Here is a 16,617-nt window from a genome sequence, read left to right on the forward strand (position 1 = left end):
CCACCTGCACGATGGGCGTAATCCATTCAAAGATGCTGCACAGCCTACCGATCACCTGCCCGACTTCCCAGCGGCAACTTTCCGAAATTTAGCCACTATTACGCTGATGCAATGCGGCGGTGACCTTACGCAGCAGCGGCGGCAAGTCCTGTTTGTCCATCACCACTTCCACCAGCGACAGACGTCGATTCCGCATTAATTGTTCCATCACCGCGTCGAGTTGCACCGTTTCGCTGACGCGCCAGCTTTGCGCCGCACAGTGCTGGCTCAGCGCCTGCGGTAGCGCGGTCCAGTTCCATTGCGCGATATCATTGTAACGTTGCTCAGCACCGTGAATCGCGCGCTCAACGGTATAACCATCGTTATTAATCAAGAAGATAATCGGCTGCTGACCGTCGCGTAGCATCGAACCTAACTCCTGAATCGTCAGCTGCGCAGAGCCATCGCCAATGATCAGGATGACCCGCCGATCTGGCTGCGCGGTTTGCGCACCAAAAGTGGCGGGTAAAGTATAGCCAATCGATCCCCACAGCGGTTGCACCAACAGTTGTGCATCCTGCGGTAAACGCAGCGCCGCCGCGCCAAAGGCCGCAGTGCCTTGATCGGCAAGGATAATATCACCGGGTTGCAGGAAGCGCTGCATGGCCTGCCAGAATGCCTGCTGACTGATTACCGCCGCAGCAATTTGCTCACTTTCCTCGCACTCAGGCGCATCTGCCAGCCGCCAGTGCGCGCAGTGACGCTGATAAATCGGCGTCAGCGCCGCCAGCGCCTGCTGCATGCTCAACGGCGCAAACACCTCGCCAGCGACCGTGGCCTGAAACGGCTGCAGATCGATCACGCGCTCGGCGGGCAGATTTTGTGTGAAGCCGGTGGTTAAGGTGTCGGTAAACCGCACGCCGACGCACAGCGTAACGTCGGTATCTTCGATGGCCTGACGCACCGCATCGCTGCTGCCTTGCGCGGCGTACGTACCGACGAAGCCCGGCTGCTGCTCGTTCAGCACGCCCTTGCCCATCAACAAGGTGGCGGCAGGAATCGCACGCAGCTGGCGCAACGCCTCAAGCTGCGGCTGCAACTGCCAGCGTGAGGCCAGGAAATCAGCCAACAGCGCCACGCGCTGTGCCGGTGCCAGCAAGCGTTCTGCCGCATCGGCAAAGGCCACGGCAACCTGCTGATGGTTATCTGCGGCTGTGGCTTTTTCCTCTGATAGCGAAATCTCAGCCGCCGCCACATCCACCGCCAGCAATAAATAGCCGGGGCGATGTTGCGTTAGCGCCTCGCTGATAACGCGATCAATCTCAGTCACTGCGTTTTCCGCCGTCAGCACCGCCGATGCCACACTCACTTCCTGCGCCATACGCAGGAAGTGACCAAAATCGCCGTCGCCCAGCGAATGGTGCACACAATCGCCCTGCTGTTGCGCCTGACTGGCGGGCGCGCCAACGATATGAATCACCGGCACATATTCGGCATAGCTGCCGGCGATGCCGTTGATAGCGCTGAGCTCGCCGACGCCAAAGGTGGTCAGCAGTGCCGCCGCACCGTTGCAGCGCCCGTAACCATCCGCCGCATACGCCGCATTCAGTTCATTGGCACAGCCAACCCAGGCAATATCGGGATGCGCAATCACGCTGTCGAGAAATTGCAGGTTGTAATCGCCGGGCACGCCGAACAGATGACGGATGCCAGCTTGCTGTAATCGGTGCAGTAAATAATCGCCAACGTTCGGGTTTTTCATCGACAGCTCCTTGTTAAGGGGATAATCAGGAGTATTAGCGATGTGGCTGAATTGGCGAGATATTCATCATCGTGGCGTGGTGATTTGTGGCAAGCATTCGTTACGACGACAGATAATTCTGTAAGTTGCGATCTTCGGCGCGTTTCACCTTAGTGTAAACGCATACACTGATATGCTGATGTCACTTTCTCCCCTATGAGACAGGAACGCTGCATGAGTGCTTTTCCCCATCCCGAACGTTATCAACAGATGCAATACCGCCGCAGTGGCCGTAGCGGCCTGAAGTTACCGGCGATTTCACTGGGTTTGTGGCATAACTTTGGCGACAGTACGCGCGTCGATAACAGCCGTGAACTGCTCCGCCACGCCTTCGATCGCGGTATTACCCATTTCGATCTCGCCAATAATTACGGCCCGCCGCCGGGATCGGCGGAATCCAACTTTGGTCGCATTCTGCGCGAGGATTTTCAGGGACTGCGCGACGAGCTGGTGATTTCAACTAAAGCCGGTTACACCATGTGGGACGGCCCATACGGCGATTGGGGTTCGCGCAAGTATCTGATTTCCAGTCTCGATCAAAGCCTGAAGCGCATGGGATTGGAGTACGTTGATATCTTCTATCATCACCGCCCCGATCCCGAAACGCCGCTGGAAGAGACCATGCGTGCGCTGGATCAGGTGGTGCGTCAGGGCAAAGCGCTGTATGCCGCCATCTCCAACTATCCGGCAGACAAAGCCGCCGAAGCGATTGCGATTCTGCGCGATCTCGGCACGCCTTTCCTGATCCACCAGCCGCGTTATTCGATGTTTGAACGTACGCCTGAGCAGGGTTTACTGGATGTGCTGGGCGACAACGGCGTTGGTTGCATCGCCTTCTCGCCGCTGGCGGGAGGCGTGTTAACCGACCGCTATTTGCAGGGTATTCCACAAGACTCGCGCATCGCCAGCGGCAGTAAGTTCCTGAATGAAAACCAGCTGACGCAAGAGAAGATGGAAAAAGTGCGTCAGCTGCAGGCGATTGCCCAACAGCGCGGCCAGAAGCTGGCGCAGATGGCGCTGAGCTGGGTGCTGCGCGATGCGCGTGTCACCTCGGTGCTGATTGGCGCCAGTAAAACCGCGCAAATTGATGATGCGGTTGAGATGTTGAGCCAGCCGGAACTAAACCAGGATGAGATCGACGCTATCCACAATATCTTAGTGTAAACGTTTACCTGCCCGGCATTTGTCGGGCGTTTTCCGCAGCAGAAAATTCTCATTTCAGATTTCCCTCAGCGTTTTCAGACGGATTCTCAAGGCTTCCCTGGTCCGATGTGGCAAACTAGCGCAACGGTGGCAGTTATAAGCTACTGAAAAGGAGAAGTTATGAAACGTGCCATTTTGTTTGCCGCCTTGCTGGCAACCTTATCCCCATTGGCTATCAGCACAGCACAAGCCGACAGCACCACCATCAATTTGGGTCCGGGCGTTACGCTGCATCTCGGCGATCGCGATCGTCACGGTAATTACTGGGACGGCGGTCGCTGGCGCGAGCCGCGCTGGTGGAACGATCGTTATCAGTACAACGATCATCGCTGGTGGCGTCACGAAGAGTGGAAACGTCATCGCGCCTATGAACGTGAGCGCGAACGCCGCTGGCATGAGCGTGAACGTCGTGAACATCACCGCCACGATCATCGCCATGATGATCGTCGAGGTCACCACGATCACCATCATCACTAAACATAAAATCCCGCACAATGGCGGGATTTTTCTTTTCTCTGGCAGTTACCAACCGAGCGCTTCGCCGACCAGCAAATAGAGATTGAGGGCGATCACCAGCACCACAATCAGCCGCCCGGCATTTTGCATCAGGCGCGAGTTCACCATCTCATCGCCCATCAATTCGCGGTTGCCGGTAAAGGAGAGCAGCGGAATCAGCGCCAGCGCGATACCAAAACTCAACAGCACCTGACTCATTACCAGAATGCGCGTGGGATCCCAGCCCGCCCAAATTACTATAAAAGAGGGCAACATGGTGATAGTGCGGCGGAACCACAGCGGAATGTGGAAACGGATAAAGCCCTGCATCACCACTTGTCCCGCCAGCGTGCCAACCACGGTTGAGGAGAGACCGGCAGCCACCAGACTCAAACCAAACACAATTGCTGCCGCTTCACCCAACAGCGGTTGCAGCGTTAGGTATGCCTGATCGAGATCGACGATGCTGGAGTGACCGCTAAAGTGAAACGCCGCGGCGGCGGTGGCCATCATCGCCAGATTCACAAAGCCAGCGATGGTCATGGCGATAGCCACATCCAGCTTGGTTGAACTGTAACGTTGCGCCTTGCTGCCTTTATTGCCGTGCTGCGTCAGCGCCGAGTGCAGATAAATCACGTGCGGCATAATGGTGGCGCCTAACACACCAGCAGCGAGGAATACCGCATCCGATGTTGGCAGCGATGGCAGCGCCATGCCAACCACCAGCTCACTCACTTTAGGCTGGGAGAAAAACAGCTCCACAATATAAGCCGCCGCTACAAACAGCAGCAGACCGCCAATCACCAGTTCCAGCGGCTTCTGCCCGCGACTTTGCAGCATCAGAATCAGGTAGGTCGCGATACCGGTTAACACCGCACCCTGCAGCAGGGAAATGCCAAGTAATAGCTTGAAGCCGAGCGCCGCGCCGATAAATTCAGCGAGATCGGTGGCCATGGCGATGATTTCCGCCTGCACCCAATAGAACCACACCGCCGGGCGCGGGAAGCGATCGCGGATGTGTTCTGCAAGATTTTTGCCGGTAGCAATGCCCAGCTTGGCGGACATCAGCTGGATCAGCATCGCCATGACGTTGGCCCACACCACCACCCATAACAGCTTGTAGCCGTAGGCGGCGCCGGCCTGAATGTTGGTCGCGAAGTTGCCGGGATCGATGTAGCCAATCGCCGCAATAAAGGCGGGGCCCAGCAGCGCGAGTTTGATCTTTCTGGCTCCGCGAGCGGCGCGCTCGGCGGTGCGGCTTTCTAGCATAGTTTTACCCTGTCCTAATGCTTGTTGACCTGTCCAGATTAAGGGTCATTCAAGGCAGATGAAATTTGGTTATAGTTATTGTAGTAATAGATGGTGCTATAAAGTATAGCCATTGCTATATATTGCGGTAAAGTCAGTTCTTGCTAAAAACAAGTGCAACGCAAAAGACTCTACTCTTGGGTTATTTTATAGACAATGTTTTTGTGGATATTTCTTGTGATGAATTTGTAATAGGGTTGTGAGCGGTCAGACTTATCTGAGAAAAAACGCGATAGCGAATACTTATAATGTGGTTTTGATCTCGTTTTTAAGTAACGCGTTACATAGAATACGCAACAAAATACAACCCTCCTCAAATTTGGAGCCGACATGTCCCATGTTTTGCATTTTCTTTTAGCACTAGTGGTGGTAGCGGTGCTGGCCTTGCTGGTCAGCCACGATCGTAAAAGCATCCGTCTTCGTTATATCGTTCAACTTCTGGTAATCGAAATTCTGCTGGCCTGGTTCTTCCTGAACTCCTCCATCGGTCTCGGCTTTGTGCAGGGCTTCGCAGGATTCTTTGATCATCTGCTCAAATATGCCGCCGAAGGCACCAACTTCGTGTTTGGCAATATGAGCGAAAAAGGTCTCGCTTTCTTCTTCCTCAACGTGCTTTGCCCCATCATTTTCATCTCTGCGTTAATCGGTATTTTGCAGCATTTCCGCATCTTGCCGTGGGTGATTCGCGGCATTGGTACCGTGCTGTCCAAAGTAAACGGTATGGGCAAACTGGAATCCTTTAACGCCGTGAGCTCTCTGATTTTGGGACAGTCAGAAAACTTCATCGCTTACAAAGATATCCTTGGCAAAATGTCACAGCGCCGTATGTACACCATGGCAGCGACTGCCATGTCGACGGTTTCGATGTCAATTGTCGGCGCCTACATGACCATGCTGCAGCCAAAATATGTGGTGGCCGCGCTGGTATTGAACATGTTCAGCACCTTTATTGTGCTGTCGCTGATTAACCCGTACCGCGTGGATAGCGAAGAAGATCTGCAATTGCAGGACCTGCATAAAGGCCAGAGCTTCTTCGAAATGCTGGGCGAATACATCCTCGCCGGTTTTAAAGTTGCAATGATTGTTGCCGCTATGCTGATTGGTTTTATCGCCTTGATCACCGGTCTGAACGCGCTGTTCGACCTGATTTTCGGCATCAGCTTCCAGGGCGTGCTGGGTTATGTGTTCTATCCATTTGCATGGGTGATGGGTGTTCCTTCACACGAAGCGCTGCAGGTGGGCAGCATCATGGCCACCAAACTGGTTTCCAACGAATTCGTGGCAATGATGGATCTGCAGAAAATCGCCGGTCAGCTGTCGCCACACTCGGAAGGTATTCTCTCGGTGTTCCTGGTCTCCTTTGCTAACTTCTCCTCTATCGGGATTGTGGCGGGCGCGATTAAAGGTCTGCACGAAGAGCAAGGTAACGTGGTTTCACGCTTCGGCCTGAAACTGCTGTACGGTTCAACGCTGGTGAGCGTGCTGTCAGCCGCTATCGCTGGTCTGGTGTTGGCCTTCTGATATACGGGGCGAGCTGCGGCTCGCCCTTCTGTTCTTAATTATTTCCATCAGTTCTAATCCGCGTCGCTTCCGCTTTTCCCCCGCTATCACCCGCTTCACTGTTAAACGCAAAACCTTTGCACAATATTGAATTTCCGTTCACACCGCCTGCGCCCGTAGTTTTTCTCCATGACGTCACTTCAGGAGAACCGCATGAGCATTCAATTCCTAGGCATGATAGGCCACCGCCTCGCTTCCGAAATCATTCCGGCTAGCGGCCCGCTGTTCGATAAAGAGTACATTGCGCGTTTTGCGCGGGCGCATGAAGACGCCGGTTTTGATCGTATTCTGGTGGGCTATTGGTCGGATCAGCCGGATGGTTTTCTGGTCACCGCGCACGCGGCGGCGCACACCTCGACGCTGAAATTTTTGCTGGCGCATCGTCCCGGCTTTGTCTCGCCGACGCTAGCGGCGCGCAAACTGGCTTCGCTTGATCACCTCACCGACGGTCGCTTAGCGGTGCACATCATCAGCGGCGGCAGCGATGCCGAGCAGCGCCGCGACGGTGACTTCCTCAATAAAGCCGAGCGCTATGCGCGTAGCGATGAGTTCCTCACCGTATTGAAGCAGAGTCTCGAATCCGCGCAGCCGTACGATCATCAAGGCCGGTTTTATCAGGCCGAGCAGGCGTTCTCAGCCATCAAACCGCTGCAGAATAAACTGCCCATCTATTTTGGCGGATCGTCGCAGGAGGCGATTGATGTTGCAGCACGCCATGCCGATGTGTTTGCGCTGTGGGGCGAGCCGCTGAAAGGCGCGGAAGAGACGGTACGCAACGTGCGTGCCGCTGCCGCCAGACAGGGCCGCGAAATTAACTTCAACATCTCGTTCCGGCCGATTCTTGGTACAACTGAAAAAGAAGCCTGGGAACGTGCGGAGCACATCCGCGCCACGGCCGAAAAACAGCTTAACGAAAGTGGCTTTGCCTTTGGTAAGGCGAAGCCGCAGAGCGTTGGCGCGCAGCGTTTACTCGCCGCCGCCAATGAAGGCGATCGTCTGGATAAAGTGCTGTGGACCGGCGTCGCAAAACTGGTTCAGGGCGGCTACAACTCCACTGCGCTGGTGGGAACGCCGGAGCAAGTTTCCGATGCACTGCTGGAATATTATCGCCTTGGCATTCATAGCGTGCTGATTCGCGGCTTCGATCCGCTTAACGATGCGGTGGAATATGGCCGCGAGCTGATTCCGCTGACGCGCGAGAAAATCGATGCGCTCTCAGCCGCCGATAAAAGGAGCGCCTGAAGCTTATGAGCCAGTATCAGCACCAGCGCCTGCGTGATTTTGTCGCCAATCTTGCCAACCTGCTGGATGCGCAGCCGGAGGAGGCCACGGTGTTGCAACGTGGCAGCACGTGGCTTGGCGAGTTGATTCGCCACGACGACTGGCTGGACGACGCCTTTACCCAACCTCATCCCGAACACTATCAACAATATTTGTTGTATGCCGATGCGCAGCAGCGCTTTTCGGTGGTGAGTTTCGTCTGGGGGCCAGGCCAGCAAACGCCGATTCACGACCATCGTGTATGGGGATTGATTGGCATGCTGCGCGGCGCAGAGATTTCACAATCCTGGCAGCCGGGGCCAAACGGATTGCAGCCGGAAGGCGCGCCAGTCCGACTCGATCCCGGCCGCGTTGAAGCGGTGTCGCCGACGGTAGGCGATATTCATCGCGTCAGCAACGCCTATGACGACCGCGTCTCCATCAGCATTCACGTTTATGGCGCCAACATTGGCGCGGTCAAACGCGCGGTCTACCGCGAAGACGGCAGTGAAAAAACGTTTATCTCCGGTTACAGCAACCGTTACTTACCGAACATTTGGGACCTTTCACATGACTAAACCGGTTTTCCCTTTACGCCAGGCGGCGGAAATTATTGAGGCCCTGCGTCAGCAGCAGGAAGTGGCGATTGTCGATGTGCGCGATGAAGCGCTGTTTGCCACCGCGCATCCGTTGTTTGCGGTGAATATTCCACTGTCAAAACTGGAGCTTGAGCTGCTGGACCGCATTCCACAGCGCACCACCGCGATCACGCTGTATGACGGTAACGAAGGCCTGGCGCAAACCGCTGCCGAACGGATTGCCGCGCTGGGTTACAGCCATGTCGCGCTGCTGGCAGATGATTTGGCCGGCTGGCAAGCGGCGGGCGGCGAACTGTTTATCGACGTGAATTCACCCAGCAAAGCCTTTGGCGAGCTGGTTGAGCATCACAATCACACACCTTCTTTGTCTGCGGACGAGGTGCATCAGCTGATTAACAGCGATGCTAACGTGGTGGTGCTCGATGCGCGTCGTTTCGATGAATATCAAACCATGAGTATTCCAGGCGCCACCAGTGTGCCGGGCGGTGAACTGGTGCTGCGCGTACGTGACATCGCGCCATCGCCGGAGACCACGGTGATAGTGAACTGCGCCGGCCGCACGCGCAGTATCATTGGTACGCAATCGCTGGTGAACGCCGGGATTCGCAATCCGGTGTTCGCACTGCGTAATGGTACCATCGGCTGGACGCTGGCCGGGCATGCGCTGGATAAAGGCCAGTCGCGCCGCTACGGTGAGGCCAGCGAAACCGCACAGCGTCAGGCGGCGAACAATGCGCGCATCATCGCCGATCGCGCCGGTGTGGAACGTATCCCACTCGCCAAGCTGAAACGCTGGCAGCAGGAGACGCGCACCACTTATCTGTTTGATGTGCGTGATGCCGACGAATACGCCGCCGGGCATCTGCCTGGCAGCCGCCATGTGCCGGGAGGTCAACTGGTGCAGGAGACCGATCATTACGCCAGCGTGCGCGGTGCGCGCATTGTGCTAATTGATGATGACGGCGTGCGTGCCAATATGACCGCATCCTGGCTGGCGCAGCTTGGCTGGCAGGTTTCGGTGCTGGAGGAGCTGCAGGCCAGTGATTTCAGTGAACGCGGTAACTGGAAAGCGCAGGTGCCGCCCGTCGCTCAACCTGAATTCATCTCACCGCAGCAGTTAGCGGAATGGTTGCAGGAAGGGCAAACGCAGGTACTGGATTTCACCACGCGCGCGAACCATCTCCACAACCATATTCCGGGCGCGGCCTGGTTGCTGCGCTCTACCCTGCAGCAGCAAGGCAAAGCATTGTTGCCGGAGGCACGTCGCTATGTTCTGACCTGCGGCAGCAGCCTGCTAGCGGGTTATGCGGTGCAACAAGTGGCTGAGCTGACCGGCAAGCCGGTGTTTGTGCTGGAGGGCGGTAACGCTGCCTGGCGCGAAGCGGGTTTGCCGACGGAGCAAGGAGAGCAGCAACTGCTGTCCCCGGCCATTGATCGCTATCGTCGCCCGTATGAAGGCACCGATATTGAAGCGGGCGTGATGCAGGCGTATCTGGACTGGGAATACGGTTTGGTGGCGCAGCTGGATCGCGATGGCACGCACGGTTTCCGGGTGCTGCAATGGCAGCCGCAGGCGGTTTCGGCCTGAGGATAATTTGCGTGGTGAGTGATGAGGTCGCCAAAATGGCGGCCTTTCAAACGACAAAATCGCAATTTACTGCGTTGCGTTTAAGAAGGTGATTTTTTGAATGTGTTCAGAAAGAACAGAGATTTGGTGGAGATAAGCGGGATCGAACCGCTGACCTCTTGCATGCCATGCAAGCGCTCTCCCAGCTGAGCTATACCCCCACATCTGGAAATCATTTTTCGGTCAAACCGTTGGGAGCGGTTTGGTGGAGATAAGCGGGATCGAACCGCTGACCTCTTGCATGCCATGCAAGCGCTCTCCCAGCTGAGCTATACCCCCGAACCGAAAAACTGCCGAGTAAACTCGACGGACGGGATAATATGAAACCGCCCCTTGAGTGTCAACGTCAAATTCTCGTTCTGTGTTTGATCGCTGAAAAAGGCGTCAACCCCGCGTCAGCATGGCTTTTTTTTCAACACGCCATCCCGCTTCGCGACTATTTATATGCACCATCCGGCAATGCTTCCCCACTCCAACCTCAACCCTGCGTTAACTTTAGGTTAAAGATGTTAGAAGCAGTCTTGTTTTCGTTAAAAGTGCGTGTAAAACTTAGCGCGCTAATTAACCGGTCATCCTACCAGGGTGTTCTCTCAATGACCGGCCAGCAACGTCCCCATTAATCCATAAAAGAAAAGTGAACTATGTCGCTGCATACACCTAAAGAGATCGCCCAACTGGCGATTCAAGCTGGCGTGGCTAAAAGCCGCCTGCCTATCTCCACCTTGTTGATTCTTGGCTTTATGGCCGGTGCGTTTATCGCCACTGGCTTCCTGCTCGATCTGCATGTCATTAACCAACTGCCTGCTGAATGGGGTTCATTCGGCGTGCTGCTCGGCGCTGCGGTGTTCCCGGTCGGGTTGATCATGACGGTACTGGCGGGCGGCGAGCTGCTGACCGGCAATATGATGACGATGCCCATCGCCTGGTTCGCTCGTCGCATCAGTGGCTTCAGCGTTCTGCGTAACTGGTTTTGGGTTACCCTCGCCAATTTCATTGGCAGCGTTGCGGTTGCATGGTTCTTTGGTCACATGCTGGGCATGACCGAAGGCGATTACCTGAAAAAAACCGTGGCGATTGCGCACGCAAAAGTGAATGCCGATTTCCTGCACGCCTTTATTTCCGGCGTGGGCTGCAACTGGCTGGTGTGTCTGGCGGTGTGGCTCGCCTTCGCCAGTAAAGATGTGGTAGGTAAAATTTTCGGTATGTGGTTCCCGGTGATGGCGTTCGTGGCGATTGGCTTCCAGCACGTCGTCGCAAACATGTTTATTGTTCCGGCAGCAATTTTTGCCGGGCAGATGAGCTGGGCGGAATTTGCGCCAAACGTGATCGCGGTGTTCCTCGGTAACGGCGTGGGCGGTGCAATTTTTGTTGGCCTCACCTATTTCATCGCTTTCCGTCCGGAACAAGCCGCAGTGAGCCAGGCGCAATAACCTAATTTTGCCTTTTGTTGGAGAGCAGAAGGCATTTTCTGTTCAGGTTACTTTTCCCCGTTACGTTTTGTTGTAATATGTAGAACTAATGTATTTAACAGGGACAGCATCGTGAAAAAGGAATGGCTTACCCCCGAGGAGCTCGCGCAGGAAACGGGCTACAGTCGGCAAACGGTGAATAAATGGATCAAGCGTGAAAACTGGACAACCACGCCAAAGCCCGGTGTTCAGGGCGGTAAAGCGCGATTGATCCATATAGATGAGCGCGTAAAGAGCTTTGTTCAATCCACCCGCCACGCGAACGAACCGGCGGCTAATTACGGTGCACAACAAAATACGTTACCTGCGTTATTAATAAATTCTGTCCAGCAAATGACGGCAGCGGAGCAAGAGCAATTTGCGGCGTTGTTGTTGCGGGAGGGAATTCGAGGCGTACTGGAACGTCTGGGGATTCAGGAAGAATAAATAAGCCGGAAGCAGATGCTTCCGGCTTTTTCATATTATGCGTTTGCTTCGCGCTCCGCGATGAATGCCAGCGCTTTTTCGATTCGCGCAACGCTGCGGCTGCGACCAATCGCTTCCACTGTCACATCCAGCGCCGGTGACTGACCAGAACCGGTCACCGCTACACGCAGTGGCATACCGACTTTGCCCATCCCCAGCTCCAGCTCATCTGCCGCAGACTGAATTGCATGATGCACATTCTCTGCTTTCCAGTTGCTGTCGCTGATTGCAGCCAGTTTGTCGCGCACCACTTCCAGCGGCTGACGCGCGACCGGACGCAGATGCTTCTTCGCCGCGTCAGCATCAAAGGCTTCAAACTCTTCATAGAAGTAACGACAAGATGCCGCGATCTCTACCAGGGTTTTGCAACGCTCGCCCAGCAAGGTAACCAGCTTTGCCAGCTCAGGACCGGTGCGGGTATCAATCTTCTGCTGTTCAATATGCCATTGCAGCTGCGTAGCAACGTACTCCGGCGGCAGCGTATTAATGTAGTGATGATTCAGCCACTGCAGTTTTTCAGTATTGAAAGCACTGGCCGACTTACTCACGGCATCCAGAGTGAACAGCTCTGCCATTTCCGGCACGCTGAAAATTTCCTGATCGCCATGTGACCAGCCAAGACGTACCAGATAGTTGAGCAGCGCTTCCGGCAAATAACCGTCATCACGATACTGCATCACGCCAACAGCGCCATGACGTTTGGACAACTTCTTACTGTCATCGCCGAGGATCATTGATACGTGCGCGTAGGTTGGCACTTCTGCACCGATCGCTTTCAGAATATTGATCTGGCGTGGCGTGTTGTTGATATGGTCTTCACCACGAATCACGTGAGTGATGCCCATATCCCAGTCATCCACCACCACACAGAAGTTATAGGTGGGTGAACCGTCGGTACGGCGAATGATCAGGTCATCCAGTTCCTGATTGCTGAATTCAATCGGACCACGAATCTGATCGTCAAAGATGACAGAACCGTCCTGCGGGTTGCGGAAGCGCACCACGCACGGCTCATCAGCGGCGTGATGTTCATGGCTGTCGCGGCAGCGACCGTCATAACGCGGTTTTTCGCCTTTTTCCATCTGCTCTTCACGCAGCGCATCGAGACGTTCTTTGCTGCAGTAGCATTTATAGGCCGTGCCCGCTTCCAGCATGTCGTCGATCACCGCGTTGTAGCGATCAAAACGCTTGGTCTGATAATACGGACCTTCATCCCAGTTAAGGCTCAGCCAGTTCATACCATCCATGATGGCTTCAATGGCTTCCGGTGTGGAACGCTCCAGATCGGTATCTTCGATACGCAGAACGAATTCGCCTTTGTTATGGCGAGCATAAAGCCAGGAGTAAAGAGCAGTACGAGCACCGCCTACGTGCAGATAGCCCGTTGGGCTGGGTGCGAAGCGAGTTTTGATTTTCATTCAGCATTGCCTTAAATGCGCAGGTTTGATTGTCTGGATGACAAAAAAACGGGTTAACGCGAAAAAACAGTGCGCACATTCTAGCAGGTGAGGCTGATTCCTCAATGATTGTCGCGGTGGCATCCCGGTTTGCTGTGCGCTTTTCTGCTAATAAAACCAGCACATTGGCGAAAAGCGCCCCACGATGATTATTTTTAAAGCGAACGCACATTTAAGTTTTAAAAACCGTTGACTCACTTTGAAGGATCCCTATAATGCGACTCCACACAGCGGGGGTGATTAGCTCAGTTGGTAGAGCATCTCCCTTACAAGGAGGGGGTCGGCGGTTCGAGCCCGTCATCACCCACCACTCTTTAGAAGGTTTAAAGATGGCCCGCAGTGAACAAGAGATAAGATATGGGTGATTAGCTCAGTTGGTAGAGCATCTCCCTTACAAGGAGGGGGTCGGCGGTTCGAGCCCGTCATCACCCACCATATCTTAGTCAGATGACACTCTTGTTAAGCAGTACCGAAGTGGGTGATTAGCTCAGTTGGTAGAGCATCTCCCTTACAAGGAGGGGGTCGGCGGTTCGAGCCCGTCATCACCCACCACTTCGGGTCGTTAGCTCAGTTGGTAGAGCAGTTGACTTTTAATCAATTGGTCGCAGGTTCGAATCCTGCACGACCCACCAATGTAAAAAGGCGCCCTAAAGGCGCCTTTTTGCTATGCGTTAAATCTGTGGTTAATGCGTTAAATCCCAACGAACCCTTTTCGCAAGTTTAACACTCCCTGCCCTCAAGCCTCCTTATACTCTGACCGATAACGATAATGGTCTATTGCAAGGAGAAAACCATGTCTATATCCAGCGTAGGTAGTGTCAGCACCGCAAGTAGCGGCGGCGGTTCTACCTCAGAAATCGCCAGCCTCTATAAACAAATTCAATCCATCACTAAGCAGCTGAAAGATCTTTCCAGCGACGATACGCTCACCGATGAGCAAAAGTCTGAACAGGAGCAGATGCTGCAATCACAGATTCAAATGATTGAAGCGCAAATCGCGCAAATTGAGCAGCAGCAAGCTGAGAAAGCGCAACAGAAACAGGAAGCACAGCAACCTGCGGCCACCAAAGCTGATGGTATTAACCGCCCAACTGATACCAATCAAATCAACGTGTACGTTTAAAACGCCGGCTTTAGCATGCGTTGTTGCGTCAGCAGGGCTGCCTGCTGGCGCACTTCCTGCCAGATCGCTTCTGCGGCGGGTGTCAGCGAGCGGTTTTTGCGCTTTATCAGCATCAGGCTGCGATTAATTTCCGGATAAAGACGCCGCACCGTGAGTTTGCGTCCTGACGGCAACGGCAAGGCCAGCGCAGGCAGAATGCTGATGCCAATTCCCGCTTCCACCATCGGATAAAGCGTAGCGGGATGACCGATTTCCTGCACCACATGCACACTCAACGCCAGCTGTTGCAGCGCGGCATCAACTAACACGCGACTGCCGGAAGCATAATCCTGTAGCACCATATTGCGTCCCGCCAGCATCGACCATTGCGCCTGTTCAATTTGCGCCAGCTCGTCATCTTCATGACACAGCAGTAAAAAAGGCTCCTGCAAAATCTCTTCGCTGTCGAAATCAGTGTCGTTGAGCGGGCCAATTACAATGCCAAAATCAACCTCCGCATTGCGTACGCTTTGCAGCACCCATTGCTGTACGCGGTCATGCAGGATGACGCGGATATCCGGATAGCGCTGCTGGCTGCTGGCCAGGCACTGCGGCATCAGATGGGCAGAAGGCGTTTGGCTGGCGGCAACACGCACCGTGCCGCTGCGCTGTTCGCCATAGCTGCGCACATCCAACACGGTGGTATTGAGGTCGTCCAGCAGACGATTAAGCCGTGTGGCCAGCTGCTGCCCCGCCTCGGTCAGCATTACTTCCCGCGTAGTGCGATCGAGTAAGCGCACGCCCATTTCCGCTTCCAGCTCTTTAATGCTATGGCTGACCGCCGACTGACTTAAACCAATCGCTTGGCCGGCCAGACTGAAGCTGCCGTGATGCGCCACCGCGACAAAGGTACGCAACTGACGTAAGGTGTAATTCATCGATATCGCTCATAGATTGATGCAATAAATCAATTTTATTTCTAAACCCAGCAGGCGCACAATCAGCACCATCATTTTTTTAAATTTAACCGGATTTTAACAATGGGATTTTTACGCCTCGATCCGATGATGATTAAACTCATCATTACCGTGCTGCTGGCCAGCTTTATTCCTGCCAAAGGCGTCTTTGTCGATATCTTCGAATATCTGACCACCGCCGCCATCGCCCTGCTGTTCTTTATGCATGGCGCCAAACTGTCGCGCGAGAAGATCATTGCCGGCAGCAGCCACTGGCGTTTGCACTTGTGGATTATGTGCAGCACCTTTGTAATTTTCCCGATTATTGGTTTGCTGATTGTCTGGTGGCATCCGGTTAACGTCAGCCCGGAGATTTACACCGGCTTTATCTATCTGTGTATTCTGCCAGCGACCGTGCAATCCTCAATCGCCTTCACCTCAATGGCGGGCGGCAACGTCGCCGCTGCGGTCTGTGCAGCTTCAGCCTCCAGCCTGCTCGGCGTATTTGTCTCGCCGCTGCTGGTGAATCTGGTGATGAATGTGCATAGCGAAATGCCGGGCAACGGTCTGGAGCAGATTGGCAAAATTATGCTGCAACTGCTGGTGCCGTTTGTTTTAGGACATCTGTCGCGTCGCTGGATTGGCGCGTGGGTCGAGAAGCATCGCAGCCTGATTGGTAAAACCGACCAAACCTCGATTCTGCTGGTGGTTTACTCCGCCTTCAGTGAAGCGGTGGTGAACGGCATTTGGCATCGCGTGGGCGTGGATACCTTGCTATGGATTCTGGTTGGCAGCGTGCTGGTGCTGTTTATCGCACTGGCGATTAACCTGGCGGCATCGCGCCTGTTTGGCTTCAGCCGTGCGGACGAGATTGTGGTGCTGTTCTGTGGCTCGAAAAAGAGTCTGGCGAACGGTGTCCCGATGGCCAACATCCTGTTCCCGGCCAGTTCCGTGGGGATAATCGTGCTGCCGCTGATGATTTTCCATCAGGTGCAGTTAATGGTGTGTTCTTTCATTGCCCAGCGCTACAAAGCCGGCAATGAAAAACGGCTGGCGCAGCAGCAAGTAGAAGCGCAGAAGTCCTAAATATTACGGCCCGCAAAAGCGGGCCGTTTTGTTATTCATTGCGCTTGAGCGGTTTGATTAAACCTTCCAGCCCTTCGATCTTGATGGTCAGCGTCAGCTGCATCAATTCGCCTAACTTACCGGCCGGGAATTCATCTTTGCGAGCGAACCACAGCAAATACTCCTCCGGCACATCAATCAGCGCTCTGCCCTTGTACTTGCCGAACGGCATCACGGTATTGGCGATTTCAACCAGTTGCTGTTTATCCAC

At 54.5% G+C, this 16,617-nt stretch carries 15 protein-coding genes and 6 tRNA genes; 14 read left to right on the forward strand and 7 right to left on the reverse strand.

The window, feature by feature from the left end; translation table 11 throughout:
* Positions 1-88 precede the first annotated feature (88 nt).
* Complete coding sequence (locus tag ACYAC5_RS13790) at positions 89-1,741, reverse strand: alpha-keto acid decarboxylase family protein (protein WP_462061916.1); 1,653 nt, start codon at positions 1,739-1,741, stop codon at positions 89-91.
* A gap of 213 nt (positions 1,742-1,954) precedes the next feature.
* Between ACYAC5_RS13790 and mgrA the strand changes: the two genes are divergently transcribed.
* Both mgrA and ACYAC5_RS13800 read left to right on the forward strand, forming a co-directional pair.
* Positions 1,955-2,944, forward strand: a complete 990-nt coding sequence (gene mgrA, locus ACYAC5_RS13795; RefSeq protein ID WP_462061917.1) for an L-glyceraldehyde 3-phosphate reductase — start codon at positions 1,955-1,957, stop codon at positions 2,942-2,944.
* Between the two features lie 159 nt (positions 2,945-3,103).
* Positions 3,104-3,460, forward strand: a complete 357-nt coding sequence (locus ACYAC5_RS13800; protein WP_462061918.1) for a DUF2502 domain-containing protein — start codon at positions 3,104-3,106, stop codon at positions 3,458-3,460.
* A gap of 45 nt (positions 3,461-3,505) precedes the next feature.
* On the opposite strand, the gene ACYAC5_RS13805 is transcribed toward ACYAC5_RS13800, so the two are convergent.
* On the reverse strand, positions 3,506-4,747 hold the full coding sequence (locus ACYAC5_RS13805; protein WP_008101352.1) for an Nramp family divalent metal transporter: 1,242 nt from the start codon (positions 4,745-4,747) through the stop codon (positions 3,506-3,508).
* Between the two features lie 369 nt (positions 4,748-5,116).
* Here ACYAC5_RS13805 and ACYAC5_RS13810 point away from each other — a divergent pair, with 369 nt between their 5' ends.
* The 4 genes from ACYAC5_RS13810 to ACYAC5_RS13825 all read left to right on the forward strand — a co-directional run bounded on the left by ACYAC5_RS13810 (position 5,117) and on the right by ACYAC5_RS13825 (position 9,793).
* Positions 5,117-6,307 (forward strand): NupC/NupG family nucleoside CNT transporter, encoded by a 1,191-nt coding sequence (locus ACYAC5_RS13810; protein WP_101763591.1) that lies wholly within the window; start codon positions 5,117-5,119, stop codon positions 6,305-6,307.
* A 192-nt stretch (positions 6,308-6,499) separates the two neighbouring features.
* Complete coding sequence (locus ACYAC5_RS13815; RefSeq protein ID WP_462061920.1) at positions 6,500-7,588, forward strand: LLM class flavin-dependent oxidoreductase; 1,089 nt, start codon at positions 6,500-6,502, stop codon at positions 7,586-7,588.
* A 5-nt stretch (positions 7,589-7,593) separates the two neighbouring features.
* Positions 7,594-8,184 (forward strand): cysteine dioxygenase family protein, encoded by a 591-nt coding sequence (locus ACYAC5_RS13820; RefSeq protein WP_192233097.1) that lies wholly within the window; start codon positions 7,594-7,596, stop codon positions 8,182-8,184.
* Positions 8,177-9,793 (forward strand): rhodanese homology domain-containing protein, encoded by a 1,617-nt coding sequence (locus tag ACYAC5_RS13825; protein WP_277973926.1) that lies wholly within the window; start codon positions 8,177-8,179, stop codon positions 9,791-9,793. Before ACYAC5_RS13820 ends, ACYAC5_RS13825 begins: the two co-directional genes overlap by 8 nt.
* 124 nt (positions 9,794-9,917) lie before the next feature.
* Here the strand turns inward: ACYAC5_RS13825 and ACYAC5_RS13830 are convergent.
* Both ACYAC5_RS13830 and ACYAC5_RS13835 read right to left on the reverse strand, forming a co-directional pair.
* A tRNA-Ala gene (locus ACYAC5_RS13830) sits at positions 9,918-9,993 on the reverse strand.
* 42 nt (positions 9,994-10,035) lie between these two features.
* A tRNA-Ala gene (locus tag ACYAC5_RS13835) sits at positions 10,036-10,111 on the reverse strand.
* A 362-nt stretch (positions 10,112-10,473) separates the two neighbouring features.
* On the opposite strand from ACYAC5_RS13835, the gene ACYAC5_RS13840 reads away from it, so the two are divergent.
* Entirely contained in the window at positions 10,474-11,262 is a 789-nt protein-coding gene (locus ACYAC5_RS13840; RefSeq protein WP_222184561.1) for a formate/nitrite transporter family protein, read from the forward strand.
* 111 nt (positions 11,263-11,373) lie between these two features.
* Positions 11,374-11,727, forward strand: coding sequence for a YfeC-like transcriptional regulator (locus tag ACYAC5_RS13845; RefSeq protein WP_110866524.1), 354 nt, complete (start codon positions 11,374-11,376; stop codon positions 11,725-11,727).
* Positions 11,728-11,762: 35 nt separating this feature from the next.
* Here ACYAC5_RS13845 and gltX read toward each other — a convergent pair whose 3' ends face one another.
* The gene (gene gltX, locus ACYAC5_RS13850; RefSeq protein ID WP_309833773.1) at positions 11,763-13,184 is read right to left on the reverse strand and encodes a glutamate--tRNA ligase; all 1,422 of its coding nucleotides are present in this window, start codon (positions 13,182-13,184) and stop codon (positions 11,763-11,765) included.
* Positions 13,185-13,457: 273 nt separating this feature from the next.
* On the opposite strand from gltX, the gene ACYAC5_RS13855 reads away from it, so the two are divergent.
* The 5 genes from ACYAC5_RS13855 to ACYAC5_RS13875 all read left to right on the forward strand — a co-directional run bounded on the left by ACYAC5_RS13855 (position 13,458) and on the right by ACYAC5_RS13875 (position 14,346).
* Positions 13,458-13,533 (forward strand) — tRNA-Val (locus tag ACYAC5_RS13855).
* Positions 13,534-13,582: 49 nt separating this feature from the next.
* Positions 13,583-13,658: transfer RNA gene (locus ACYAC5_RS13860), tRNA-Val, on the forward strand.
* 41 nt (positions 13,659-13,699) lie between these two features.
* A tRNA-Val gene (locus ACYAC5_RS13865) sits at positions 13,700-13,775 on the forward strand.
* 4 nt (positions 13,776-13,779) lie between these two features.
* Positions 13,780-13,855 (forward strand) — tRNA-Lys (locus ACYAC5_RS13870).
* 161 nt (positions 13,856-14,016) lie between these two features.
* Positions 14,017-14,346: a FlxA-like family protein gene (locus ACYAC5_RS13875; protein WP_101763584.1), complete on the forward strand. Its 330-nt coding sequence runs from the start codon at positions 14,017-14,019 to the stop codon at positions 14,344-14,346.
* Here ACYAC5_RS13875 and ACYAC5_RS13880 read toward each other — a convergent pair.
* The gene (locus ACYAC5_RS13880; protein ID WP_101763583.1) at positions 14,343-15,263 is read right to left on the reverse strand and encodes a LysR family transcriptional regulator; all 921 of its coding nucleotides are present in this window, start codon (positions 15,261-15,263) and stop codon (positions 14,343-14,345) included. The two genes, ACYAC5_RS13875 and ACYAC5_RS13880, sit on opposite strands and share 4 nt — an antisense overlap.
* A 102-nt stretch (positions 15,264-15,365) precedes the next feature.
* On the opposite strand from ACYAC5_RS13880, the gene ACYAC5_RS13885 reads away from it, so the two are divergent.
* Positions 15,366-16,367, forward strand: coding sequence for a bile acid:sodium symporter family protein (locus ACYAC5_RS13885; protein ID WP_101763582.1), 1,002 nt, complete (start codon positions 15,366-15,368; stop codon positions 16,365-16,367).
* A 31-nt stretch (positions 16,368-16,398) separates the two neighbouring features.
* Here the strand turns inward: ACYAC5_RS13885 and ACYAC5_RS13890 are convergent, their stop codons facing one another.
* The gene (locus ACYAC5_RS13890; protein WP_101763581.1) at positions 16,399-16,617 is read right to left on the reverse strand and encodes a DUF3820 family protein; all 219 of its coding nucleotides are present in this window, start codon (positions 16,615-16,617) and stop codon (positions 16,399-16,401) included.

The organism is Pantoea sp. y20, assembly GCF_054903455.1.